At 55.7% G+C, this 22449-nt stretch carries 25 protein-coding genes and 1 pseudogene; 12 read left to right on the forward strand and 14 right to left on the reverse strand.

Going from position 1 to position 22449, the window contains the following annotated elements:
* Nucleotides 1-47 precede the first annotated feature (47 nt).
* From GV764_RS17350 to GV764_RS17365, 4 genes are all read right to left on the reverse strand, one after another.
* Complete coding sequence (locus GV764_RS17350) at nt 48-1598, reverse strand: MFS transporter (RefSeq protein ID WP_161661199.1); 1551 nt, start codon at nt 1596-1598, stop codon at nt 48-50.
* Nucleotides 1599-1625: 27 nt separating this feature from the next.
* Entirely contained in the window at nt 1626-3032 is a 1407-nt protein-coding gene (uxaC, locus tag GV764_RS17355) for a glucuronate isomerase (protein ID WP_161661200.1), read from the reverse strand.
* A 45-nt stretch (nt 3033-3077) separates the two neighbouring features.
* Complete coding sequence (rspA, locus tag GV764_RS17360) at nt 3078-4292, reverse strand: starvation-sensing protein RspA (RefSeq protein WP_161661201.1); 1215 nt, start codon at nt 4290-4292, stop codon at nt 3078-3080.
* A gap of 148 nt (nt 4293-4440) precedes the next feature.
* Nucleotides 4441-4767 (reverse strand): YnfA family protein, encoded by a 327-nt coding sequence (locus GV764_RS17365; protein WP_161661202.1) that lies wholly within the window; start codon nt 4765-4767, stop codon nt 4441-4443.
* A 114-nt stretch (nt 4768-4881) separates the two neighbouring features.
* On the opposite strand from GV764_RS17365, the gene GV764_RS17370 reads away from it, so the two are divergent.
* Nucleotides 4882-5217: a DUF1283 family protein gene (locus GV764_RS17370; protein WP_161661203.1), complete on the forward strand. Its 336-nt coding sequence runs from the start codon at nt 4882-4884 to the stop codon at nt 5215-5217.
* A gap of 53 nt (nt 5218-5270) precedes the next feature.
* Nucleotides 5271-5828 (forward strand): annotated as a pseudogene (gene speG / locus GV764_RS17375) (spermidine N1-acetyltransferase).
* 26 nt (nt 5829-5854) lie between these two features.
* Here speG and GV764_RS17380 read toward each other — a convergent pair.
* Entirely contained in the window at nt 5855-6565 is a 711-nt protein-coding gene (locus GV764_RS17380) for a YnfC family lipoprotein (RefSeq protein WP_161661204.1), read from the reverse strand.
* A gap of 109 nt (nt 6566-6674) precedes the next feature.
* Between GV764_RS17380 and GV764_RS17385 the strand changes: the two genes are divergently transcribed.
* Entirely contained in the window at nt 6675-6977 is a 303-nt protein-coding gene (locus tag GV764_RS17385; protein ID WP_161661205.1) for a DUF1161 domain-containing protein, read from the forward strand.
* 35 nt (nt 6978-7012) lie between these two features.
* On the opposite strand, the gene murP is transcribed toward GV764_RS17385, so the two are convergent.
* Nucleotides 7013-8458, reverse strand: a complete 1446-nt coding sequence (gene murP, locus GV764_RS17390; protein WP_161661206.1) for a PTS N-acetylmuramic acid transporter subunit IIBC — start codon at nt 8456-8458, stop codon at nt 7013-7015.
* Nucleotides 8459-8468: 10 nt separating this feature from the next.
* A complete protein-coding gene (gene murQ, locus GV764_RS17395) occupies nt 8469-9371 on the reverse strand; it encodes an N-acetylmuramic acid 6-phosphate etherase (protein WP_161661207.1) in 903 nt (300 codons plus the stop codon).
* A 530-nt stretch (nt 9372-9901) separates the two neighbouring features.
* On the opposite strand from murQ, the gene osmY reads away from it, so the two are divergent.
* Genes osmY through osmV form a run of 4 tightly spaced genes read left to right on the forward strand, consistent with a single transcriptional unit; the run spans nt 9902 to nt 13312 of the window.
* Nucleotides 9902-10582: an osmoprotectant ABC transporter permease OsmY gene (gene osmY, locus GV764_RS17400; protein WP_439954652.1), complete on the forward strand. Its 681-nt coding sequence runs from the start codon at nt 9902-9904 to the stop codon at nt 10580-10582.
* A 22-nt stretch (nt 10583-10604) separates the two neighbouring features.
* Nucleotides 10605-11507, forward strand: coding sequence for an osmoprotectant ABC transporter substrate-binding protein OsmX (osmX, locus tag GV764_RS17405; RefSeq protein WP_161661209.1), 903 nt, complete (start codon nt 10605-10607; stop codon nt 11505-11507).
* A gap of 12 nt (nt 11508-11519) precedes the next feature.
* Entirely contained in the window at nt 11520-12167 is a 648-nt protein-coding gene (osmW, locus tag GV764_RS17410; RefSeq protein ID WP_144129654.1) for an osmoprotectant ABC transporter permease OsmW, read from the forward strand.
* On the forward strand, nt 12167-13312 hold the full coding sequence (osmV, locus tag GV764_RS17415; protein ID WP_161661210.1) for an osmoprotectant ABC transporter ATP-binding protein OsmV: 1146 nt from the start codon (nt 12167-12169) through the stop codon (nt 13310-13312). The genes osmW and osmV overlap by 1 nt, the downstream gene beginning before the upstream one ends.
* A gap of 35 nt (nt 13313-13347) precedes the next feature.
* Here the strand turns inward: osmV and bioD are convergent, their stop codons facing one another.
* The 3 genes from bioD to GV764_RS17430 form a co-directional block, all read right to left on the reverse strand.
* Complete coding sequence (gene bioD, locus GV764_RS17420) at nt 13348-14028, reverse strand: dethiobiotin synthase (protein WP_161661211.1); 681 nt, start codon at nt 14026-14028, stop codon at nt 13348-13350.
* Between the two features lie 123 nt (nt 14029-14151).
* Nucleotides 14152-15369: a sugar metabolism global transcriptional regulator Mlc gene (gene mlc / locus GV764_RS17425; RefSeq protein ID WP_161661212.1), complete on the reverse strand. Its 1218-nt coding sequence runs from the start codon at nt 15367-15369 to the stop codon at nt 14152-14154.
* 106 nt (nt 15370-15475) lie between these two features.
* Nucleotides 15476-16396, reverse strand: coding sequence for a LysR family transcriptional regulator (locus GV764_RS17430; protein WP_161661213.1), 921 nt, complete (start codon nt 16394-16396; stop codon nt 15476-15478).
* Between the two features lie 99 nt (nt 16397-16495).
* Between GV764_RS17430 and GV764_RS17435 the strand changes: the two genes are divergently transcribed.
* From GV764_RS17435 to GV764_RS17445, 4 genes are all read left to right on the forward strand, one after another.
* Nucleotides 16496-17746, forward strand: coding sequence for an MFS transporter (locus tag GV764_RS17435; protein WP_161661214.1), 1251 nt, complete (start codon nt 16496-16498; stop codon nt 17744-17746).
* Between the two features lie 71 nt (nt 17747-17817).
* The gene (locus GV764_RS17440; protein ID WP_161661215.1) at nt 17818-19302 is read left to right on the forward strand and encodes a carboxypeptidase M32; all 1485 of its coding nucleotides are present in this window, start codon (nt 17818-17820) and stop codon (nt 19300-19302) included.
* Nucleotides 19303-19427: 125 nt separating this feature from the next.
* A complete protein-coding gene (gene ydgU / locus GV764_RS22415) occupies nt 19428-19505 on the forward strand; it encodes a small membrane protein YdgU (RefSeq protein ID WP_455708647.1) in 78 nt (25 codons plus the stop codon).
* 105 nt (nt 19506-19610) lie between these two features.
* Nucleotides 19611-20429, forward strand: a complete 819-nt coding sequence (locus tag GV764_RS17445; protein ID WP_161661216.1) for a trypsin-like serine peptidase — start codon at nt 19611-19613, stop codon at nt 20427-20429.
* Nucleotides 20430-20455: 26 nt separating this feature from the next.
* Here GV764_RS17445 and mdtI read toward each other — a convergent pair whose 3' ends face one another.
* The 3 genes from mdtI to GV764_RS22420 all read right to left on the reverse strand — a co-directional run bounded on the left by mdtI (nt 20456) and on the right by GV764_RS22420 (nt 21360).
* Nucleotides 20456-20785 (reverse strand): multidrug/spermidine efflux SMR transporter subunit MdtI, encoded by a 330-nt coding sequence (mdtI, locus tag GV764_RS17450; protein ID WP_161661217.1) that lies wholly within the window; start codon nt 20783-20785, stop codon nt 20456-20458.
* Nucleotides 20772-21137, reverse strand: coding sequence for a multidrug/spermidine efflux SMR transporter subunit MdtJ (mdtJ, locus tag GV764_RS17455; RefSeq protein WP_328515182.1), 366 nt, complete (start codon nt 21135-21137; stop codon nt 20772-20774). Before mdtJ ends, mdtI begins: the two co-directional genes overlap by 14 nt.
* 127 nt (nt 21138-21264) lie before the next feature.
* The gene (locus tag GV764_RS22420; RefSeq protein ID WP_476561223.1) at nt 21265-21360 is read right to left on the reverse strand and encodes a protein YdgV; all 96 of its coding nucleotides are present in this window, start codon (nt 21358-21360) and stop codon (nt 21265-21267) included.
* 246 nt (nt 21361-21606) lie between these two features.
* Between GV764_RS22420 and GV764_RS17460 the strand changes: the two genes are divergently transcribed.
* The gene (locus GV764_RS17460) at nt 21607-22014 is read left to right on the forward strand and encodes an ASCH domain-containing protein (RefSeq protein WP_161661219.1); all 408 of its coding nucleotides are present in this window, start codon (nt 21607-21609) and stop codon (nt 22012-22014) included.
* On the opposite strand, the gene GV764_RS17465 is transcribed toward GV764_RS17460, so the two are convergent.
* Nucleotides 22011-22415, reverse strand: coding sequence for a nucleotide triphosphate diphosphatase NUDT15 (locus tag GV764_RS17465; protein WP_161661220.1), 405 nt, complete (start codon nt 22413-22415; stop codon nt 22011-22013). The two genes, GV764_RS17460 and GV764_RS17465, sit on opposite strands and share 4 nt — an antisense overlap.
* Nucleotides 22416-22449 lie beyond the last annotated feature (34 nt).

Consider the following 22449-nt stretch of genomic DNA (forward strand, 5'->3'; position numbering starts at 1 on the left):
TCGCTATAAACTCACTAAAAAGCCCCCCTTTTCAGGGAGGCTGGCTGTTAACTGTCTCGTGAAACGCGCAGTTCGGCGGGTTTCAGATGTGATGCCGATTCGTCGCTGCACCACAATTCTTCATAACGATAACCGGTGAGATCCTCGACCACGTGACGGGTCTCTGGCTGAACGTCGCTTTTCGCGCCGTGGGCTTTCAGACGCTCCACTTCATCAACAAAAATCTTGTGGGTGCGCTTGTTCAGGCGGAAGGTCAACGCTTGCCACAGGGCAATCAGCAGCAGGCCCGCCGTGCCGATGAACAGCAGTGAAGCGATGGTGTTTACCGCGCTTTCCGGCTGGACCTGGCTGCCTTTCACAAAGCCGCCGCTCTGCAACAGCAAACCCACGATAAAAGTCGCAATCGCTACCGTGGTTTTACGGGAGAAGGTCATCACCGCGGCAAACAGCCCTTCACGACGCTGACGGGTGATCATCTCGTCAATGTCAGGAATAAACGGGAACACGTTCCATGGGGTAAATTCCAGTACGCAACGCCCTACCTGATACACCGCTGCCAATACCACTAACAGCAGCACTTTATTGTCGGTCGGGAATTGATACACCAGGAACAAGCCAAACAGGCACAGCATCATTACCGTATAGGCGAACACATACAGGCGCGACGGGCCATATTTAATGATCGCCACACCCGCCAGCAGGGTGACCGGCAGCCCGACGATACTCATCGACAGCAGTGTCCCGGCCAGGGAGGACGAAACCTGCAGGCAGTACACGCAGAAGAAGACAAACACGGTGTTATAGACATCTTTGGCGGTGAAGGAGAACAGATAGATCGCCAGATGTTTTCTGAACGCACGGACTTTCAGGGTTGAGCCATAATCCCGGAATAAGTTGCCCAACTGAGCCAGTTTTTCCTTAGCGGTTTTCGCTTCGCTGGGGCGTTCCAGTTCCGCCAGCATTTCCGGCGTTAATTCACGCTCCCAGGTGACTTTCCAGGAAATAAACACACATACCATAAACAGTACGGCAAACACCACGCCGTTGATCAAATAGGCATTCGCATTATGCTCGCCGAAGAAACCAATCAGCAGTCCCGGAATAAAGGTTGCCAGGAAAGTGCCGGTGGCCGAAAAGAACATACGGCAGGTGGATAATTTTGTGCGTGAGTTAAAGTCTTTGGTCATTTCTGACGGCAGGGTTTCCCACGGAATAAGCACCATCGCCGCGATAATTTCAAATGCCAGATAGACCGCCAGATAAAAACCATACGTCATGCCGTTGAGCCAGAGTAAAGAATAAACCAGCATCAACGGCGCGCCAATTAATAAGAAGAAGCGACGACGGCCGAATTTTTTGCCTAAATAGTTTTTATAAAAATGGTCGGTAAAGCTGCCCATAAACAGACTGACAATCGCATCGACAATACGGGCGATGGCTACAATAGAGGCGGCTTCTACCGGCGACAGCCCGACAAACGTGGTATAGAAGAACAGAAGCCAGGCACCAATGACGGTAAAGGCGCCGCCACCCATTATATCGGTTACGCCATACCCAATACTGACGGGTATGGTAATTTGCTTTTTGGACTGAGACATGGACTATCCTCAATAGGGTCAGAGAGATTAGAATCGGAAATAATTTTTAGCGTTATCGTGACAAATATTTATTATTAGATTTGATAATATTTTGGGATTATCAGGCACTTCTCCACGCTCAACCCATCCACCGACCAGATTACATAAAATCCGCCGGAAATAGTCATGGCGCGTATAGGAAATAAAACTGCGGGAATCCGTGAGCATACCAACGAAATTCATCAGCAGCCCCTGATCGGCCAGGCAGTTTAGCTGGCTTTCCATGCCCCGCCGCGTGTCGTTAAACCACCAGCCGGAACCAAACTGGACAGGTGATTTCACGCCGTCACTGGCGGACTGGAAGTTGGCGATTGTCGTGGCGACAATATCGTTATAAATCGGATTCAGGTTATAAAGGATGGTTTTTGGCAGCGCATGATTACGCGCCATGCTATCCAACAAACCGTTTAATCCCTGCGCCAGATGGCACTGATCGGCAATAGAGTCAAAACCGGTATTGATGCCGATCTTCTGCTTCATCAGGGTATTATTGCTGCGGATTGCGCCAAAGTGGATCTGCATGGCCCACTGGCGCTGTTTATAATGCCCGGCCAGCATCACAAAGATTGCGCTCATCAGTGCCGCATTCTCGTGCAGGCTTAAAGCTTCGCCGCTGCATTTTTTAGTGAATAATTTATCCACTTCGCTTTCCGTCGCAGCCTGGTAATGGATTTCGACCGGACCATGATCGGAAATACGGCAACCCACCTCATGGAAATAATCAATGCGATTTTCCATTGCCCGTGACAGATCGGCAAAACATTGAATATTAATCCCGGTTAACGCCGCCAGTTTCCCGATAAATAACAGGAACTGCTGGGGGTTTTCCTCAAAAATCTCATCCGGGCGGAATGTTGGCAGCACCCGGGTTTTAAAATCCGTCTCGTCGCGCAACAGGCGATGGTATTCCAGCGAGTCCAGCGGCGAGTCGGTGGTGCAAATGACTTCAACGTTGGAGCGTGAAATAAGCCCCCGGGGTTTAAAATCATCCTGCGATAAACATTGATTGCAGGCGTCCATGATTTCGCGCCAGTTGCTGGAATCGAGATTTTCTTCGATACCGAAATAATAATTCAGCTCCAGATGCGTCCAGTGATAAAGCGGATTACCGAAGCAGGCTTCAACTGTTTCTGCCCATGCCTGAAATTTCTCTTCTGACGAGGCGCTGCCGGTAATTTTCTCTTCACAGACGCCATTGGCGCGCATGGCACGCCATTTATAGTGGTCGCCCGCCAGCCATAATTGAGTAATGTCCTGAAAAGATCTATTTTCATAAATCTCTTTTGCATCAAGGTGGCAATGGTAATCGATAACCGGCAAATCCTTTGCCAGTTCACGATACAATTTGCGCCCTGATTCATTATTAATCATAAAACTATCATTTATAAATTTCATGACTGCTCTCCATTCCTGAGCATGGATTCAATTAATCGTCAGGGTTTACCAGTTCCACAACGTGCCGTCTTCAAGACGGGCGACCGGCAGACAGGCAGGTTCGTAGGGGTATTTCGCCGCCAGTTTTTCATCAAATTCGATGCCCAGCCCCGGCTTGTCACCCGGGTGCATATAGCCGTTATCAAAGGTCCAGTTATGCGGAAATACCTCAAGCATCTGTTCGGAATAGCCCATATATTCCTGCACGCCGAAATTTGGCACCCACAGGTCGAAATGCAGCGCCGCCGCCATGCAAACCGGCGAGAGATCCGACGGGCCGTGGGAACCGGTACGAACCTGATACAGCGAAGCAAAATCGGCGATACGGCGCATGCCGGTAATGCCGCCTGCGTGGGTAATGGTGGTGCGGATATAATCGATCAGTTGCTCTTCAATCAGTTGTTTGCAGTCCCAGATGCTGTTGAACACTTCGCCTACCGCGATGGGCGTAACAGTGTGCTGGCGGATCAGGCGGAAGCATTCCTGGTTTTCGGCTGGAGTGGGGTCTTCCATCCAGAACAGGCGATGCTGCTCCACGCTCTTACCAAAGCGCGCGGCTTCGACAGGCGTCAGGCGATGGTGCATGTCGTGCAGTAAGTGTTCGTTAAAGCCGAACTTGCTGCGTACCGCTTCAAACAGTTTCGGGGTGAAGTCGAGATATTTCTCGGTAGACCACAGTTGCTCTTCCGGCCATTCGCCTTTGGTCGCCGGCTCGTAGGCCAGCCCTTTCCCCTTCGCCATCCCGTAGGTGGTTTTCATACCCGGCACGCCGCACTGTACGCGGATGGCCTTAAAGCCCATCTCTTTATGGCGGGCGTAGTCATCCAGCACTTCGTCGATGCTGTGGCCAGTGGTGTGGCAGTAAACCATCACCCCTTCGCGGGATGCGCCGCCCAGCAACTGATACAGCGGCATATTGGCGGCTTTGGCTTTGATGTCCCACAGCGCCATGTCGACGGCGGAAATGGCCGACATGGTGACCGGGCCGCGACGCCAGTACGCGCCCTTATAGAAAAATTGCCAGATATCTTCGATGCGGTGCGCATCGCGCCCCACCAGCTGGGGGCACAGATGATCTTTCAGATATGACGCCACCGACAGCTCGCGGCCATTAAGCGTGGCATCCCCTAACCCGGTTAATCCACTGTCGGTAGTAATTTTTAGGGTGACAAAGTTGCGCCCTGGACAGGTCACAAAAACTTCAGCACTGACGATCTTCATGGTTTTTCCTTACAACGTGAACGGCATGTATTAAGTTGCGTTCAATTTACGCAACTGAGCTACTACCATACAAGTATGAAGATCACAAAAGTATGAGTGCAGTCACAAACAGTTTGGTGACCTGCTCATTTTTGCAGCTAAATTTGGGTTATGCGCGGCCCCAGCCCGCGACGATGATCAGCATGCCGCACAGGGCGATCCCCGCCCCGAGCCAGTCATAAACGCTGAGTTTGACGCCGTCCACGACCCGCAGCCACAGCAGCGCGGTCATCACATAGACGCCGCCGTAAGCCGCATAAACGCGGCCGCTGGCGGCAGGATGCAGGGTCAACAACCAGACAAATACCGCCAGCGACAGCCCGGCGGGCAACAACAGCCACAAACTCGCGCCGCGTCGCAGCCATAACCAGGGAAGAAAGCAGCCAATAATTTCAGCCAGCGCGGTCGCGAAAAACAGCAGGGTTGTTTTAATCATGTTGAAGGAAAATCCTGATAATGGCGTTTGTGTGTGCTGCTCTGTAACGCGGCAATGGTATAATAAAAGCGTCGGGATACCGATATGTACTGTTTAACCAGAAAGGAAACCAGGATGAAAAACCTCCTTAGCAAATCTGCAGTGCTGATGTTGCTGGCTGGTGTGTTTACCATCGCTTCGCCGCTCCATGCGCAGACCGACCGACTGGTCATCGAATCCGGTGACAGCGCGCAATCCCGCCAGAACGCGGCGATGGATAAAGAGCAATGGAATGACACGCGCTCGCTGCGCCAGAAAGTGAATAAACGCGCAGAAAAAGAGTGGGATAAAGCGGACGTTGCTTTCGACGCCCAGGATAAATGCCAGCAAAGCGCCAATATGAACGCTTACTGGGAACCGAATACCCTTCGCTGCCTGGATCGTCGCACGGGCCGCCAGATTACGCCGTAATACTCAGGGCTCCCACGGGGGCCCTTGTTTCACCTGCTAATAAAGGATTTACCATGCCCAGCGAGTATTCCGTCAAACTTCGTCCGCTTGAGCGGGAAGATTTGCGCTTCGTTCACCAGCTTGATAACAACGCCAGCGTCATGCGTTACTAGTTTGAAGAACCTTACGAAGCTTTTGTGGAACTGTCCGATCTGTATGACAAACATATTCACGACCAGAGCGAGCGGCGCTTTGTGGTGGAGTGCGATGGCGATAAGGCCGGATTAGTGGAACTGGTTGAGATTAATCACGTTCACCGCCGCGCGGAATTTCAAATCATCATCTCTCCCGAGCATCAGGGCAAAGGCCTGGCATCTCGCGCGGCTAAGCTGGCAATGGATTACGGCTTTACGGTACTGAATCTCTATAAGCTCTATTTAATCGTCGATAAAGAGAACGTTAAAGCGATCCACATCTACCGCAAACTGGGCTTTACGGTAGAGGGCGAACTGGTGCATGAATTTTTCATCAACGGCGAATACCGCAACACCATTCGGATGTGCATTTTCCAGCATCAATACCTGGCGGAACACAAAACCCCGGGCAGCATTTTAAAGCCGACCGCGCAGTAACCCCTGCCCGCGGCGCGGCCGCGGGATCAATAATATTCAATGGTGTTTTTGATGGTGAAATGCTGTAGCGACGGCGGCGTGACGCTCTCATCGGTAATATCCAGCGTGCAGCTTACCGGATTAAAATAGCGATCGTATTGACAGGCCTGCGTAGCGTGCGCGATGGCTTTATCATTGAGCGTGCTCACCGATTGATAATCGAGTTTCTTGCGCTTATCGGGGGGAGCTTTGGCTTCCACCGCCAGCGTCGAGGCCTTCGCCTGGGTCTTTTTGCCCAGCGGATAACCTTCCTCATCGTAGCGGTAGTTTATGGTGGTCTCTTTGCTGCGTGCCGCCACCACGAACCCGTTGTCATCGGTATCATACAGCAACCCGATCGCCGGTAATTCAGCCAGCTGGCATTTACCCTGGAGCTTTACCCGTTTTTCACCGGAGTCGGCTTCAAGATAATAGTTTGCATCCAGCACCAGCGCTGCGCCGGTATTGGCGTCCAGATCGTGAAACTCAAGGGAGTCGAAACACCCTTCTTCCGATAGCGTCGCGCTTATGCGCCGGGTCACCTCACCCTTGTCATTGAGCAGCGTCTGGCTGAAGTCCTTCACCGGCCCGCGCAGCGGATCAAAATCGAATTCATTAGAAAAGCTTGCCATTTCAGGCGTATAGGCAATCGGCCCTTGCGAATTGTCACAGCCGCTCAGGGCTGCTGTTAACGCTATTATCAGGATCTGTGGCTTCATGCGTGGGCTTCCTCCCGTCTGAAAACAACGCTTATGATATAAGCAAATACAGAGATTTACACTATGGCTGCTATGCTTAACCCTGAGCCCAACCAAAAAGGAGGCTGATATGAAGCGTTTATCCTGGACTGGCGCCTGTTTGTTAATTTTAGCCGCACCGGCGTTCGCCGCGCCGGAGTCGTGTGAACGGGTGAAAGCCGATATTCAGCAGCGAATCATCAATAACGGCGTACCGGAAACCAGCTTTAGCTTGACGATTGTGCCTGGCGATCAGGTTGATCAGGTGGATGCGCAGGTGGTGGGACATTGCGCCAACGACACGCACAAAATCCTCTATACCCGCACCAGCAGCGGTAACGCGCCGGGCAACCCGCCAGCGGCGCAGGACGGCTCGCAGAACGAGCCGCAGTAACGCCCTTCCTCCGGCCTGACGCCGGAGGAAAACGGTTAACTTAAGTCGATATTTTTACTGCCAAACAGCCACGTCAGAATAAACCCGGACAGATAGGCCACCAGCAAGCCTGCCGCATAGACCGCCATCCCGGCGTAAATGCCGCTGCCCGAGGTCATCAACGGCAGCGCCACCAGCCCCGACGGACCGAACACGGTATTCAGCCCCACCGGCAAGCCCATCCAGGCCACCAGGCCAATAAAAAACCCGCCGCAGGCCCCGCCGAGACAGGCGGTGATAAACGGTTTCACCCGTGGCAGCGTCACGCCATAAATCAGCGGCTCGCCGATACCCAATAACCCCGGGATAATTGCCCCTTTAATCTGGGTACGCAGTAACGCCTCTTTATTTGCACGTACGTATAACGCCAGCGCCGCCCCTACCTGGCCGCCCCCGGCCATCGCCAGAATGGTAAACAGCGAGTTAAAGCCCTGCGCTTCCATCAGTGCGAAATAGACCGGCACAAACCCCTGATGGACGCCGAACATAACCGCCAGGAGAAACAGCCCCGCCAGCACCGCCGAACCGAACGGGTTGCCGTTGAGGTGCAGGAACAGCCAGGACATACCGCTGAACAGATAACCGCCCACCGGCATTATCACGATAAAGGTCACCGCGCCCATGATCAGCAGCGTCACGGCGGAGGTTAAGATCATATCCAGATTGGCAGGCATCATGCTGCGTACCCGCTTCTCGACCCACGCCCCGAGAATGGCGGCAATCAGCACGCCGATAATGTTGCCGCGCGGATCGATGGTGTGACCAAAGAACGAAGAGATACCGGAATAGAAGCCCACGGTAGCATCGGGGTTGTAGCCGAGCACAAACAGCGCGGCGATAATCGCCCCGTTAACGCCCGATCCGCCAAACGCTTTTTGTGCGTTGTAGCCAATCAGGATGCTCAGAAAAGTAAACATCCCTTTGCTGAACACCTTCATATAGCTGATGGTCTCAACCAGCGCGCCGTTGGGTGACGGCTTACCCAGCACGAAAACCTGCTCGGCGAGCGTCGCGAACCCCAGCAGCAGCCCCACGGCGATAAACCCCGGGATCAGCGGCGTAAAAATGGTGGCGAATTTCGCGAGGAACTTCTGCACGCTGCTGGTCTGCCTGCCTTTCAACTGCTGCTTTTTCTGCGCCGCGATGGCTTCGAGGCTCTGGTTCTCGCTGGAAGCCGCGACGGGCGCGCTTTCCAGAGAGTGATTCATCATTTCCGCCGCCGCCTGGGCTTTACCCGGACCCAGCACAATCTGGAACTGCTCGTCGCTTTCAATCACACCCAGCACGCCGGGGATCTGACGGATCGCCGCGACGTCGGCACGGGTATCGTCACGCAAAGTCAGCCGCAGCCGCGTCATGCAGTTACCGCACTGCGCCACGTTGGCGCTTCCGCCCACCGCGTCAGTTATCCGCGCTATCATCTCGCTGGTTATTTTTGCCATTTTGTTTCCTTCAGGCGTTGTGTAACGCCAGGCGAATAAATCCGTTATTTTGTTCCAGCACCGCACCAGCCTGCGCGGCGTCAAGGCCCGACAGCACCATCACAATGGCGGTTTTACAATGGCGGTTGCATTGCTGGAGCGCCGCCTGCGCCGTTTCGCGGTCGCAATCGGTGGCATCCATCACGATAGAAATCTGCCGTTCGATCAGCTTGGCGTTAGTGGCTTCCACATCCACCATCAGATTGCTGTAAACCTTGCCGCTGCGGATCATCGCGCCGGTGGTGATCATGTTGAGCACCAGTTTCTGGGCGGTGCCCGCTTTCAGACGGGTCGAACCGGTGACCACTTCGGGGCCAACAGCAGGCGTAATCGCGATATCCGCCAGCGCCGCCATCTCACTTTGCGGATTGCAGCTCACCACCGCAACGCTGGCATTCTGCGATTTCGCCCAGGCCATCGCCCCTAAAACGTAAGGCGTTCTGCCGCTGGCCGCGAGGCCCACCAGCACATCTTTCGCGCTGAAGTTCAGCGCTTTCAGATCCGCTGCGCCCTGTTCGCGGTTATCTTCAACATTTTCCACCGCGCTTAAAATGGCTTTATGGCCGCCCGCAATAATGCCCACCACCTGCTCAGGGGGAGTACCGAACGTTGGCGGGCATTCGCTGGCATCCAGAATGCCGAGGCGGCCTGAGGTGCCCGCACCGATATAGATCAACCGGCCGCCTTCAGCAAACGCCTGCGCCACGCGATCCACCAGTTGGGCGATTTGCGGCAGATAAGGCGTGATCGCCTCTGGTACGCGCCGGTCTTCGTTATTCATTACGGTCAGCATCTCCAGAGTGGATAACGTATCAATGTTATTGCTCAGGGGGTTCCGGCGTTCAGTCAGTAGCTGGCTTAAATCGATACTCATATTGGCCTCATTTTTTGCAACGTGGTCACAGTGTAAGGAATATTTTATTCCATCCCTGGGGATTATGTCACATATCGTGAATTAAATATTATTACCCCACGCGGTGCGCCAGGGTTTTATGACGCAAGGAAAAGCATTATCCGCATGAATTTGTTCATAAAACGCCCGGGCGTTTATTTCCCGCTCGTATTTTCTGTTTTTGCGGTCCCTGCAATACCGGATGAACCCCACACAAACATCGCCTGTCCCGCGCTACATTCTCGGGTTACAGATTTAAAATGTGACAACGTCACGAAGCGATTTTCAGTTTAAGACAATTCTTTACGTTCGGCCCTATAACCCGGCGATATAAGGCCAAACTAATGGTTCTGTGCATAAACCATTATTCTGTTAAGGGTTCGCAAACTGGAATCCTTCCCGACGCATTGCTATAGCTCTTAACACGCTGCCAACACCAGGCATAACAATTCGATAAAGCGTGCTCAGGGAGACACACCGCAATGTATAAAAACCTCGCACTTCGCGCAGTGATGGCGCTCGTGGCACTTATCGTCGTGGCAGGCTTAATCGCCTGGGGCGTCGGTATGGAAACCATCAGGGCGCGTCAGGTCGATTTACTCTATCTCGGGAAACAGCATTTGATCCTCGTGTTCAGCTCAATGGCGCTGGCGCTGGCCGTGGGCATTCCCAGCGGCATTTTGCTTAGCCGCCCCGCCGCCCGTCGGTTTGCTGAATATGTGATGCAAATCTTTAACGTCGGTAATACCTTGCCGCCGCTGGCAGTACTGGCACTGGCGATGGTCATCATCGGTATCGGTGATCGCCCCGCGATTATCGCGTTATTCCTCGCCTCACTGCTGCCCATCGTGCGCAACACTTACGCCGGGCTGTGCTCAGTCCCCGCCTCGTTAATTGAAGCCGCTAAAGGCATCGGGATGACGCGCTGGCAACAGTTGCGCCAGGTTGAACTGCCTAACGCCTGGCCGGTGATGCTGTCCGGTATCCGTATCGCCACGGCGATTAACGTCGGGACCGCGCCGCTGGCGTTCCTGATTGGCGCCAGCAGCTACGGCGAGCTGATTTTCCCCGGCATTTATCTGAACGATTTCCCGACGCTGATTCTGGGTGCGGCCGCCACGGCGCTGTTCGCCATGATTCTGGATCTGGCACTGGCGGGTTTGGGCCGCCTGATGAGCCCGCACACCGCCTGATAATTATAACAAGGAGCGAACCATGAAATTTTTGTCCCGCCTGCTGGCCGCTTTCACGGCAACGGCCCTGTTCGCCAGCGTGGCGCAGGCCGCGCCGATTGTGCTGGCGACCAAGGGCTTTACTGAACAGCATATCCTTTCCGCCATGACCACGATGTATCTGCAAAAGAAAGGCTTTCAGATCCAGCCGAAAACCAACATTGCGGCGGTGATTTCCCGCAATGCGATGGTCAATAACCAGATCGATATCACCTGGGAATACACCGGCACCTCGCTGATTATCTTTAACAAAATCGACAAACGTATGACCCCGCAGGAGTCCTACGATACGGTCAAACGCCTCGACGCCAAACTTGGGCTGGTGTGGCTGAAACCGGCGGACATGAACAACACCTACGCATTCGCCATGCAGCGCGAACGGGCTGAAAAAGAAGGCATTACCACCCTGTCGCAGATGGTGGAGCGGATGGACGACTTACGTGAGCATGACCCCAAAAATAACTGGCTGCTGGGCCTTGATCTGGAGTTCGCCGGACGCAGCGACGGCATGAAGCCGCTGCAACAGGCTTACAATATGCATCTGGACCGCCCGCAGATCCGCCAGATGGACCCGGGCCTTGTGTATAACGCCATTCGCGACGGGTTTGTCGATGCCGGGCTGATTTACACCACCGACGGGCGCGTCAAAGGCTTTGATCTGAAAGTGCTGGAAGATGACAAAGGTTTCTTTCCCAGCTACGCGGTAACGCCGGTGGTGCGTAAACCGATCCTGGATGCCAATCCGGGCCTGGAGGACGCGCTGAACACCCTTTCCGGCCTGCTGAATAACGATGTCATCTCCACGCTCAACGCAAAGGTGGATATCGACCATGAATCGCCCCAGAAAGTGGCGCGCGAATTTCTGCAACAGCACAAGCTGCTTTAAGGAGGCGTCCCGATGGAAACGATTCATTACATGATGGATAACGCCGGGTATATCGGCGAGTTGACTCTCCAGCACCTGTGGCTGGTGGGTCTGGCGGTTGGGATGGCGATTGTTATTGGCGTGCCGCTGGGCGTGCTGATCGTGCGTCATAAATGGCTGGCGACGCCGGTGCTCGGCATCGCCACCGTGATGCTGACCATTCCGTCCATCGCGCTGTTCGGCCTGATGATCCCGCTGTTTTCGCTGATCGGTCAGGGTATTGGCGCGGTGCCCGCCGTCACGGCGGTATTCCTTTACTCGCTGCTGCCGATTGTGCGTAACACCCACACCGCACTGGAGAGCCTGCCGCCGGGGCTGCGCGAAGCAGGTCGCGGCATCGGCATGACCTTCTGGCAGCGCCTGCGCTGGGTGGAAATCCCGATTGCCCTGCCGGTGATTTTCGGCGGCATTCGCACCGCCGTGGTGATGAACATCGGCGTAATGGCGATCGCAGCAGTGATCGGCGCGGGCGGCCTGGGATTGCTCTTGCTTAACGGCATCGGCGGCAGCGACATCCGTATGCTGATCGCGGGTGCGGTAATGATTTGCCTGTTGGCGATTGTACTTGACTGGATGCTGCACCGTTTGCAGGTGCTGCTGACTCCGAAGGGGATACGATAATGATAAAACTGGAAAACCTCACCAAACAGTTCACGCAGAAAAACGGCCAGACCTTTAAAGCCGTGGATAACGTTAATCTCAACGTACCGGAAGGCGAAATGTGCGTGCTGCTCGGCCCTTCCGGCTGCGGCAAAACCACCACGCTGAAAATGATTAACCGGCTTATCGCCCCCAGCAGCGGCACTATTCTGATCAACGGTAAAGACACTCAAGAGATGGATACCGTGACGCTGCGCCGCAACATTGGCTATGTGATCCAGCAAATCGGCCTGTTCCCGAATATGACCATTGAAGAGAACATCACCGTTGTGCCGCGTATGCTGGGCTGGGATAAAGCCCGCTACCAGGCGCGCGCGGCGGAGCTGATGGACATGGTGGCGCTGGATCCGAAAAAATTCCTTCATCGCTACCCCAAAGAGATGTCCGGCGGGCAGCAGCAGCGTATCGGCGTGATCCGCGCGCTGGCGGCGGATCCGCCGGTACTGCTGATGGATGAGCCTTTCGGTGCGGTCGACCCGATTAACCGCGAAGTGATCCAGAACCAGTTTCTGGAAATGCAGCGCCAGCTTAAAAAGACCGTGATGCTGGTGAGCCATGATATTGATGAAGCGCTGAAGCTCGGCGACCGTATTGCGGTATTCCGTCAGGGGCGCATCGTGCAGTGCGCCAGCCCGGATGAACTGCTGGCGAAACCGGCCAATGAGTTTGTCGGCTCGTTTGTGGGCCAGGACCGTACCCTGAAGCGCCTGCTGCTGGTACAGGCCGGTGACGTGACCGACCAGCAGCCGACCATCACGGTGCAGGCGTCGACGCCGTTATCTGAAGCCTTCGCGATCATGGATGACAACGATCAGCGCTCGGTCACCGTCGTGGACAGCGAGTCCAAACCGATTGGCTTCGTGAAGCGCCGGGAAGCGCGCGGCGCGACGGGCGTTTGCGGCGATCTCCTGCATCCGTTCCGTATTACCGGCAAGGCGGAGGACAACCTGCGCGTGGTGCTGTCACGCTTGTATGAACACAACACGGTATGGATGCCGATTGTCGATGAAGACGGGCGCTACAGCGGGGAGATTTCGCAAGATTATATCGCCGACTATTTGAGTTCAGGGCGAACCCGTCGGGCGTTGAATATCCACGGGGAATAAACAAAAAAGGGATACGAAAGTATCCCTTTTGATTATCAGGCGCTCAGTTTGACGGGGTCAGCGGGCAGTTGAATGTACTGGGCCAGCTCGCGCTGTTCGGCGCGCGGCAAATACGGCAACTCGCCCATTAACGGCGCCGGGATTTTTTTGCGGAGCACGTCAATGATTTCCGCGTAGTGCGCCAGGCCCGGATTAATACGGTTAGCCACCCACCCCACCAGGGGCAAGCCGTCGCTGGCAATCGCCTGAGCGGTCAGCAGGGCGTGGTTGATGCACCCTTCCTGAATCCCCACCACCATCACCACCGGCAACTGTTCCTGGACCACCCACTCCGACAGCGGACGCAAATCGTTCATCAGGCTGCGCCAGCCGCCTGTGCCTTCAACCACTACGTGGTCGGCCTGCGCGCTGAGCTGGCTCAGGGTATCGGTCAACAGGGAATAATTGATGGGGAAACTGTGCGCCACGCTGCTTTCATCTTCGCTGAGCGCAATCGGGTTAATCGTTGAATAAGGCAGGGCCAGAGTGGACACGCTTTGCAACACCAGGGCGTCTTTATTGCGTAACCCCTCCGGCGTCTCTTTACTGCTTTTGGCGACAGGTTTGAAACCCACTACGCTTTTCCCTTCCGCCGCCAGGGCCTGAAGCAGCGCACGGGAAACGACCGTTTTACCAACAGCTGTATCTGTACCCGTTACAAAGAAACGCTTAAACATCACAAACTCCAGGTTATGCTCTTAAAATATATTGATTCGGAATAATTCAATAGTGAAAGTCTAAGAGAAGACGTCTGGAGTCAGCTTGAGATAGCGCAATTTTTAGTGGATTACGAAAATTTGTTAACCCTGCAACAGACGAATCAGCAGCGATCCCGTATACATCGCGTCTTTGACCAGCGCCGCCCCCGCCATCGTACCCTGATTGGTAAACTGCGTGCTCTCCACCACCGTATTACGGCTGTAGGCTGGCAGCGCCTGCTGGCGTATACAACCGGCAATAGCCGGAAACAAAATAGCCGACGCCCGGTTGAGCGGCGAGCCAATCAGGATTTTCTGCGGATTAAACAGGTTAACCATGATCGCCAGAATTCGGCCCACGTTTGTCCCTACCCCGACGATGATATCCCGCGCCAGCAAATCACCGTTTAGCGCCGCCTCGCACAGCGTCTCCACATTCAGAGGCTGGCCGTGCAGCATCGAACCCATGGACTGGTTCATGCGCTGCTGCGCCAGCTCCAGCACGCTATCGATGCTGGCGATGGTTTCCAGGCACCCGTGGTTGCCGCAATAGCAACGTTTACCGTAAGGATCGACCTGGGTATGGCCGATCTCCACCAGGCTGCTGCTGCCGGCATGCAACAGGCGGCCGTCGGTAACGACGCCCGCCCCGACGTTATGGTCGATCACCACCTGAATCACGTCACGCGCGCCGCGCGATGCGCCAAACAGCGACTCTGCCATGGTCCAGGCGCTGATGTCGTGCTGAATAAATACCGGCACCCCGGTGCGGCTTTCCAGCGCCGGGCCGAGGGGCATTTCCTGAACGTCGTAAAACGGCATGCGATGCACCACGCCGTTTTCGGTATCGATAATCCCCGGTAGCGTGATGGCGATAGCCGTCAGCCGTTCGAGCTTTTGCTGATGGCGAATAAAGAACTGATCGATATGGGCGATGATGCGCTCCAGTAGCGGCGGGCTCTCCTGCTGCGGCAGCGCCAGTTGCTCTTCCACCACCAGTTTGCTGCTGAGATCGCGTAGCGCAAGGTTGATTTCCCCACGATTAATACGCACCGACAGATAGTGCCAGGCTTCGGTTTCCACCATCAACCCTACCGCGGGACGACCACGGCTGCCCGGCTCCTGGATTTCGGTTTCCTGCACCAGATGCGCTTCAATCATTTCGCGGACGATTTTAGTGATACTGGCAGGCGCCAGCTGCGCCAGACGCGAAAGATCAATACGTGACACCGGGCCAAGTTGGTCTATCAGACGATACACCACACCGGCATTCGTCTGTTTAATCTGATCAATATGGCCCGGTTGACTATCAGCAACCACTGCAATCTCCCTTTATTTTCGGGCTTCGAAATAAACTTACGCTATGGTGAAGCACATCAACACGAGCCGTCAAATTTTTAGTCATGGTTGTGATTTACAGCACGTTTTAACGTGGCGTTGCGCTGTTTTTGCTCACGTCGAGCGCCTCGTCCAGTAGCTGCATAAACCGCAGCGCGGCAGCGCTTTTCTCGTGATGTTTCGACCAAACCAGCCACATTTCTGAAACAGCGTCGGCTTCCGTTATCGGCACCCAGCGCATTTCATTCAGTTGAATGCGCTGGAACGACGCCGGAAGGATCGATACGCCCAGCCCGGCGGCCACCAGGCCGATAATGGTCATCGCCTCGCCCACTTCCTGGGCAATCAGCGGCTGCACATCATAACGGTGCAGCAAGCCGAGAATATCGTCATACAACCCGGTGCCGACATGGGGATCGAAAAACACAAACGGCTGATCCGCCAGCTCGCGCAGCGAAATCGCGGGCCTGGCCGCCAGCGGATTTTCACGGTGCACCATCGCCATCAGCGGTTCACGCAAAATCAGCTGCCAGTCGAGGGTGTCGGGTAGCGGGGTATTGCGCATTAATCCCAGCTCCAGTTCCCCCTCATTCAGCGGCGCGATTTGCGCCCGGGTGTTGATTTCCAGGGTTTGTAAATGCACGTCCGGATACCCCTTGCGAAACTGCGACAGGCTATCGGAGATCGGTTTGATAAACGGCGCGGAAGAGGTGAAGCCAATCCGCAATTCGCCGGTTTCCCCCTGATGCAGGCGTGCCGCACGCACCGCTGCCGCCTCGACCTGGCTTAAAATCTGGCGGCTGTCGGCCAGAAACTGCGCCCCCGCCGCCGTCAGGCTGACGCTGCGATTGGTACGCGCCAGCAGCCTGGCCCCGACCTGCGCTTCCAGAATTTGAATTTGCTGGCTGAGCGGCGGCTGGGAAATATTCAGCCGCGCCGCCGCCCGCCCAAAGTGGAGCTCTTCCGCCACCGCCACGAAATAACGCAAATGCCGAAGTTCGATATTCATATTTAATACATATCATTTGAGATTATTAATATATTAGACAGAATATTTGGCGCTTTCTACTCTGTGAATAGTCTGTTCCGTTATCCACAAGGATCCGTTTTGAGCCGTACATCCACCGTCTCGCCTGATTCGGCTGTTCAGCCAGACGTCATTAATGCCCCTCAGCCCACTTCCTTTATTACCCGCGGTACGCCGCAGTTTATGCGCGTGACGCTGGCGCTGTTCTCAGCGGGTCTGGCGACCTTTGCCCTGCTGTATTGCGTACAGCCGATCCTGCCGGTGCTGTCTCATGAATTTGGGGTATCCCCGGCCAGCAGCAGTATTTCGCTCTCAATCGCCACCGGATTAATGGCGCTGGGGCTGCTGTTTACCGGGCCGCTGTCTGACGCCATCGGGCGAAAAAACGTGATGGTTACCGCCCTGTTGCTGGCCTCCTGCTGTACGCTGCTTTCCACCCAGATGACCAGCTGGCACGGGATTTTAATCATGCGCGCGCTGATTGGCCTGTCGCTGAGCGGCGTGGCGGCGGTGGGCATGACCTATTTAAGCGAAGAGATCCATCCAAGCTTTGTGGCGTTTTCCATGGGCCTGTACATCAGCGGTAACTCTATCGGCGGGATGAGCGGACGCCTGCTGAGCGGCGTGATCACCGATTTCTTTGACTGGCGCGTGGCGGTCGGCGCGATCGGCTGTTTTGCGCTGGCGGCGGCGCTGATGTTCTGGAAGATCCTGCCCGCGTCGCGCCATTTCCGCCCCGCCTCGCTGCGGCCCAGGAGTCTGTTTATCAACTTCCGCCTGCACTGCCGGGATGATGGTCTGCCGCTGCTGTTCGCGGTGGGTTTCCTGCTGATGGGGGCGTTCGTGACGCTGTTTAATTATATCGGCTACCGCCTGATGCTGTCGCCGTGGCATCTCAGCCAGGCGGTAGTGGGCCTGCTGTCGGTGGCTTACCTCACCGGTACCTGGAGTTCGCCGAAGGCCGGCGCGCTGTCGGTACGCTACGGGCGCGGCCCGGTCATGGTCAGCTTTACCGGCATTATGCTGCTCGGGTTGCTGTTAACCCTGCTGCCGTCGCTGTGGGCGATCTTTACCGGGATGCTGCTGTTCTCGGCAGGATTCTTTGGTGCCCATTCGGTAGCCAGCAGTTGGATCGGTCACCGTGCGAAACGCGCCAAAGGCCAGGCCTCATCGCTGTATCTGTTTAGCTATTACGTGGGCTCCAGCGTGGCCGGTACGCTCGGCGGGATATTCTGGCACCGCTACGGCTGGAACGGCGTCGGCGGGTTTATCGCCCTGCTGCTGTTGCTGGCGATCCTGACCGGTTGGCGGTTGCACCACCGCGCACATTGATTTCCGGGCCTCGTGTTTCCGCCCCGGTAGTGGTACTTTTCACACTACGCTCCACCTGCACACGAGGCTTTATGGAAAACACTCATTATCAAAAACTTACCAAAACTTTTGCTCGCCTGTCCCGCTTCTCTCACCTCTCAGCCATTGCCGGTTGGGATATGTTCGCCATGATGCCGCCCAACGGCAGTAAAGCGCGTTCCGAAGCGCTGGCGGAAATGAGCGTGCTGTGCCACCAAATCCTCACCAGCCAGGAGGTGGCGCGGGCGTTGGCCGACGCGGAGCAGGAAGATTTAAACGATCTCGAACGCGCCAACCTGCGCGAAATGACCCGCCAGTATCAGCAGGCGGCACTGCTGCCGGAATCGCTGGTCGAGGCGAAATCCCTCGCGGGCAGCCGCTGCGAACACGCCTGGCGCACCCAGCGCCCGAATAACGACTGGCAAGGCTTTGCGGAAAACCTCAAACAGGTGGTGAAATACAGCCGCGAAGAGGCGGCGCTGCGGGCCGCTCATCGGGGCGGATCGCGCTATGACGCCCTGCTGGATATCTACGAGCCGGATATGACCAGCGCGCGCCTCGACACCCTGTTCGGCGATTTGAAAAGCTGGCTGCCGGACTTACTGACCCGCGCCACAGAGAAACAGGCGCAGAAAACCCTGATTGCGCCGCAGGGCCCATTCCCCACCGCGCAGCAGCGCGAGTTAGGGCTGGATGCCATGAAGCTGCTGGGTTTTGATTTTGACGGCGGCCGGCTGGACGTCAGCGCCCATCCGTTCTGCGGCGGCGTGCCGGAGGACGTGCGCATCACCACGCGCTATAACGAAAACGAACTGTTCAGCGCCCTGTTCGGCGTGATCCATGAAACCGGCCACGCCCGCTACGAGCAGAATCTGCCGCGCGAGTGGCTGGGCCAGCCAGTGGCGCTGGCGCGTTCTACTGCACTGCATGAATCGCAAAGCCTGTTTTTCGAAATGCAATTAGGGCGCAGCGAAGCGTTTCTTACCCGCCTGTTGCCGCACATCACCGCGCGTTTTGGCGATCAGCCTGCGTTTGAGCGTGATAACTACATTGCATGGAACCAGCGCGTTAAGCCGGGCTACATTCGCGTAGATGCTGATGAAGTGAGTTATCCGGCGCACGTGGTGCTGCGTTATGAGATTGAGCGCGCGCTGATTGAAGGCGAAATAGACGTCGATGATATCCCGGCGCTGTGGGATGAGAAGATGCAGGCCTGGCTGGGGCTGACGACTAAAGGCGATTACCGCAACGGCTGTATGCAGGATATTCACTGGACTGACGGCGGCTTCGGCTACTTCCCGTCCTACACGTTAGGCGCCATGTACGCCGCCCAGTTGTTCCACGCCGCCCGCCGGGCGCTGCCGTCTCTCGATCGGGACATCGCCAACGGCGACTTTACCGCCCTGTTTGACTGGCTGCGCCAGAACATCTGGCAGCACGGCAGCCGCTTTACCACCGCGCAGTTGGTGATCAACGCCACTGGCGAAGACCTCAATCCGCACTACTTCAGGAAGCATCTGGAAACGCGCTATGTGTAAAACGCCGCGCCGGGTTAACGCCCGGCGCTGTACATTGCGTTACACGTCGTAACCACTGCCTCACGGAACCCCTGCATTATCAGCACTATAGTGCCCCCATCGCTTATCGTAAAAGGCAGGTTCAGATGCGCCGTTATCTGTTCGAGATCCTTTTTGTCTCTCTCATTCTGTGCGCCATGGTATCGGCCTCGTTCTACTGGTAAAGCCCCGTAGCATGCTGATTTTATTCCCTCTTTATAACCAGCCCGTCTATAATCAACATCAATGGGTTTACTTTAATAATCATAATTGCCCCACCCGAGAGTGATATGCGCAAAACCGTTGTGTTAATTCTGGGAACCGTTTTTCTGAGCGTTTGTCCTGCCCATGCGGACGTCGGCGAGCCGCCGGAAGCCACTGCTAACGAGGTTAAGACGCTGTTTTTCGGTCATGATGACCGGCAGCGCATCACCGATCCGACGCAATCACCGTGGGACGCTATCGGCCAACTGGAGACCGAAAGCGGCAACCTGTGCACCGCGACGCTGATCTCCTCACATCTGGCGCTCACCGCCGGGCACTGCCTGCTGGCCCCGCCGCGCGGCAAGCTCGATAAGCCGGTGGCGCTGCGTTTTGTGTCTATCAAAGGTAAATGGCGTTACGAAATTCACGGCATTGAAGGCCGCGTGGAATCAAATCTGGGCAGGCGGCTTAAGGCCGATGGCGATGGCTGGATCGTGCCGCCCTCCGCCGCTCCGGATGATTTTGGTCTGATTGTGCTGCGTAACCCGCCTTCGGCGATTACCCCGCTGCCGCTGTTTGCCGGCGACCGGGCAGATCTCACCGCCGCGCTAAAAACCGCCGATCGTAAAGTTACCCAGGCGGGTTATCCGGAAGATCATCTGGATAATCTCTATAGCCATCAGGACTGTATTGTTACCGGCTGGGCGCAGAAATCGGTGCTGTCGCATCAGTGTGATACCCTGCCCGGCGATAGCGGTTCGCCGTTGATGCTCAATACTGAAAACGGCTGGCAGTTGATTGGCGTACAAAGTTCGGCACCCGCAGCCAAAGACCGCTGGCGCGCGGATAACCGCGCCATTTCGGTCACCGGTTTCCGGGAGAAGCTGGAGCAGCTGGCCCAGTAGCGATCGCGACGGCGGGGTTCTGCACGTCAGGCGAGTTTAATCAGGATCATACCCACCAGCAGCAGGGCTAAACCGGCCCAGCCTTTGCGGTTCAGGCGCTGGCCGAACAGGATCCAGCCCGCCGCGACGGTGGCCGCGATGCCGAATCCGCCCCACAAGGCGTAAGCCACGGAAAGCTCGATGCCTTTCACCGCCTGCCCGAGGGCGCTAAACGCGGCCAGCACCGCCAGCAGTGAAAACACGCCATACAGCGGACGGCGAAAACCGTCAGAGAATTTCAAAAAGATGTTAGCGGCGATTTCCAGCACAATCGCCATCAGCAGCCATGCGCCGTGGATCCATTCAAACTGCGACATGAGAACCCCCGGCCTGCGGCTTTTTCACTTTACGGGTGCCCGATTTAATCAGCACGATCCCCGCCACCAGCGTGGCTAAACCCGCCACTTTGACCATCGACAGGCTTTCATCAAATAACCAGACGCTGAACACCGTAATAATTAAAATACCGATGCCTTCCCACAGGGCATAGGCCACCCCAAGGGCGATACGCTTAACGGAGAACGAAAGAAAAATATAAGACAGGCTGATCATCACCAGCATAAAAATAAATGCGGCGGAACTTCCGCTCTGGCTGGCCCATTTTAATGACAGCGTTCCGGTAATTTCGGCAATAATCGCCAGACCTAATAAAGCCCAGTAAAACATGATTTTTCCCCTGCATGAGAAAATAATTCGCCACAGCCTGCCGCGCCACAATTTCATGGCGGCAAACCGAAAAAATAAAGCTAAGCGCGTGGCTACGCGGTGCGCAGACGCCAGAATTCACATGCAGGGACTAAAGCGCGTTGCGCCAGTGCTGTTCACCAAATTGGTGATAAGAAAGGGGGAATACTTGTGGGGATAACAATAACGTCCTGAACAGATTGTCCATAATTTTCCAACTTATCCGCGGTATTGCTTCTCTTCGTTGCGGATGAAAATTGTCCTCGGTAGTTAAACACGCTGGAATTAAACCATAGCCGTTGGGTTTACTCAATCCCTTTTCAATTCTTTACTGAGACTTTGCTTATCACGCTATTTTTTCGCCACGGGTAAATTTTATTTTCTTTTTTCATCGCGCCCTGCTATTGATACCGCCGGACATTTTTCCGCGATCGACAAATAATAAGGAATAAAAATGACAACCGCCCTGCAAAGGCTTCAACAACGTTACCCCCAGGCAGCGATCTGGGGATTTGGCGATTCGCCGCAGATGGCCGACGAACTCGCCGCGCTGGTGATACAGGGACGTAAGCGCGCCAGCTGCGGTGCGCTGGTCTCGTATCTCAAAGAGCCGCTACTGCCCGGCAGCTACAACATCATCCTGAACGGACGCGACGAGCCGGTCTGCGTGATCCGCACCACCGTGCTGCGGGTGGTGCGCTATTGCGACGTGACCGCCGAACTGGCGAGCCGTGAAGGCGAAGGCGATCTCAGCCTCGCGTACTGGCAAGCGTCACACCAGGCCTTCTTCGAGCGTGAAGGCACCTGGGCGCCGGAGATGGAGCTGGTGTTCGAAGAGTTCGAACTGGTGGAAGTGGTTTAACGCAGCGCGTCCAGCCCGTAACGCGCAATCAGCGTTTGCAGCGGGGCGAACAGCGGCGACGGCAGCGCATCCGGGGAAAACCACTGCCAGCCGTCGCACTTTTCCGGCTCGCGGCATTCAGGCTCGCCCTGCGCGTCACGGCTCACCATAAACAGCGTGATGTAGTGTTTACCCACATCGTGAAACACGTCGCTGACAAACCGCCCCGCCTCGAGTTGATTCAGCGTTAGCCCGGTCTCTTCGGCGGTTTCCCGGCATGCGCAGGCTTCCGGCGTTTCGCCATACTCCAGATGCCCGCCGGGCGCGGACCAGGTCGCCGCGCCGTGGCTGCCCTTGCGCCGCCCTAACAGCAGCTTCCCGTCACGAAAAATCAATACCCCAACGCCAATTTGCGGTGACATAAATACTCCTTTGTTGCTGCCCCCGGACCGCCCG

It is taken from the genome of Atlantibacter hermannii (assembly GCF_009907385.1).
GTDB lineage: Bacteria > Pseudomonadota > Gammaproteobacteria > Enterobacterales > Enterobacteriaceae > Atlantibacter > Atlantibacter hermannii_A.

Bases quoted from the DNA above. Each gene is read 5' to 3' on its own strand.
- GV764_RS17350 (WP_161661199.1), bottom strand. From the start codon at position 1,598: ATGTCTCAGTCCAAAAAGCAAATTACCATACCCGTCAGTATTGGGTAT.
- uxaC (WP_161661200.1), bottom strand. From the start codon at position 3,032: ATGAAATTTATAAATGATAGTTTTATGATTAATAATGAATCAGGGCGC.
- rspA (WP_161661201.1), bottom strand. From the start codon at position 4,292: ATGAAGATCGTCAGTGCTGAAGTTTTTGTGACCTGTCCAGGGCGCAAC.
- GV764_RS17365 (WP_161661202.1), bottom strand. From the start codon at position 4,767: ATGATTAAAACAACCCTGCTGTTTTTCGCGACCGCGCTGGCTGAAATT.
- GV764_RS17370 (WP_161661203.1), top strand. From the start codon at position 4,882: ATGAAAAACCTCCTTAGCAAATCTGCAGTGCTGATGTTGCTGGCTGGT.
- GV764_RS17380 (WP_161661204.1), bottom strand. From the start codon at position 6,565: ATGAAGCCACAGATCCTGATAATAGCGTTAACAGCAGCCCTGAGCGGC.
- GV764_RS17385 (WP_161661205.1), top strand. From the start codon at position 6,675: ATGAAGCGTTTATCCTGGACTGGCGCCTGTTTGTTAATTTTAGCCGCA.
- murP (WP_161661206.1), bottom strand. From the start codon at position 8,458: ATGGCAAAAATAACCAGCGAGATGATAGCGCGGATAACTGACGCGGTG.
- murQ (WP_161661207.1), bottom strand. From the start codon at position 9,371: ATGAGTATCGATTTAAGCCAGCTACTGACTGAACGCCGGAACCCCCTG.
- osmY (WP_439954652.1), top strand. From the start codon at position 9,902: ATGGCGCTCGTGGCACTTATCGTCGTGGCAGGCTTAATCGCCTGGGGC.
- osmX (WP_161661209.1), top strand. From the start codon at position 10,605: ATGAAATTTTTGTCCCGCCTGCTGGCCGCTTTCACGGCAACGGCCCTG.
- osmW (WP_144129654.1), top strand. From the start codon at position 11,520: ATGGAAACGATTCATTACATGATGGATAACGCCGGGTATATCGGCGAG.
- osmV (WP_161661210.1), top strand. From the start codon at position 12,167: ATGATAAAACTGGAAAACCTCACCAAACAGTTCACGCAGAAAAACGGC.
- bioD (WP_161661211.1), bottom strand. From the start codon at position 14,028: ATGTTTAAGCGTTTCTTTGTAACGGGTACAGATACAGCTGTTGGTAAA.
- GV764_RS17430 (WP_161661213.1), bottom strand. From the start codon at position 16,396: ATGAATATCGAACTTCGGCATTTGCGTTATTTCGTGGCGGTGGCGGAA.
- GV764_RS17440 (WP_161661215.1), top strand. From the start codon at position 17,818: ATGGAAAACACTCATTATCAAAAACTTACCAAAACTTTTGCTCGCCTG.
- ydgU (WP_455708647.1), top strand. From the start codon at position 19,428: ATGCGCCGTTATCTGTTCGAGATCCTTTTTGTCTCTCTCATTCTGTGC.
- GV764_RS17445 (WP_161661216.1), top strand. From the start codon at position 19,611: ATGCGCAAAACCGTTGTGTTAATTCTGGGAACCGTTTTTCTGAGCGTT.
- mdtI (WP_161661217.1), bottom strand. From the start codon at position 20,785: ATGTCGCAGTTTGAATGGATCCACGGCGCATGGCTGCTGATGGCGATT.
- GV764_RS22420 (WP_476561223.1), bottom strand. From the start codon at position 21,360: ATGGACAATCTGTTCAGGACGTTATTGTTATCCCCACAAGTATTCCCC.
- GV764_RS17460 (WP_161661219.1), top strand. From the start codon at position 21,607: ATGACAACCGCCCTGCAAAGGCTTCAACAACGTTACCCCCAGGCAGCG.
- GV764_RS17465 (WP_161661220.1), bottom strand. From the start codon at position 22,415: ATGTCACCGCAAATTGGCGTTGGGGTATTGATTTTTCGTGACGGGAAG.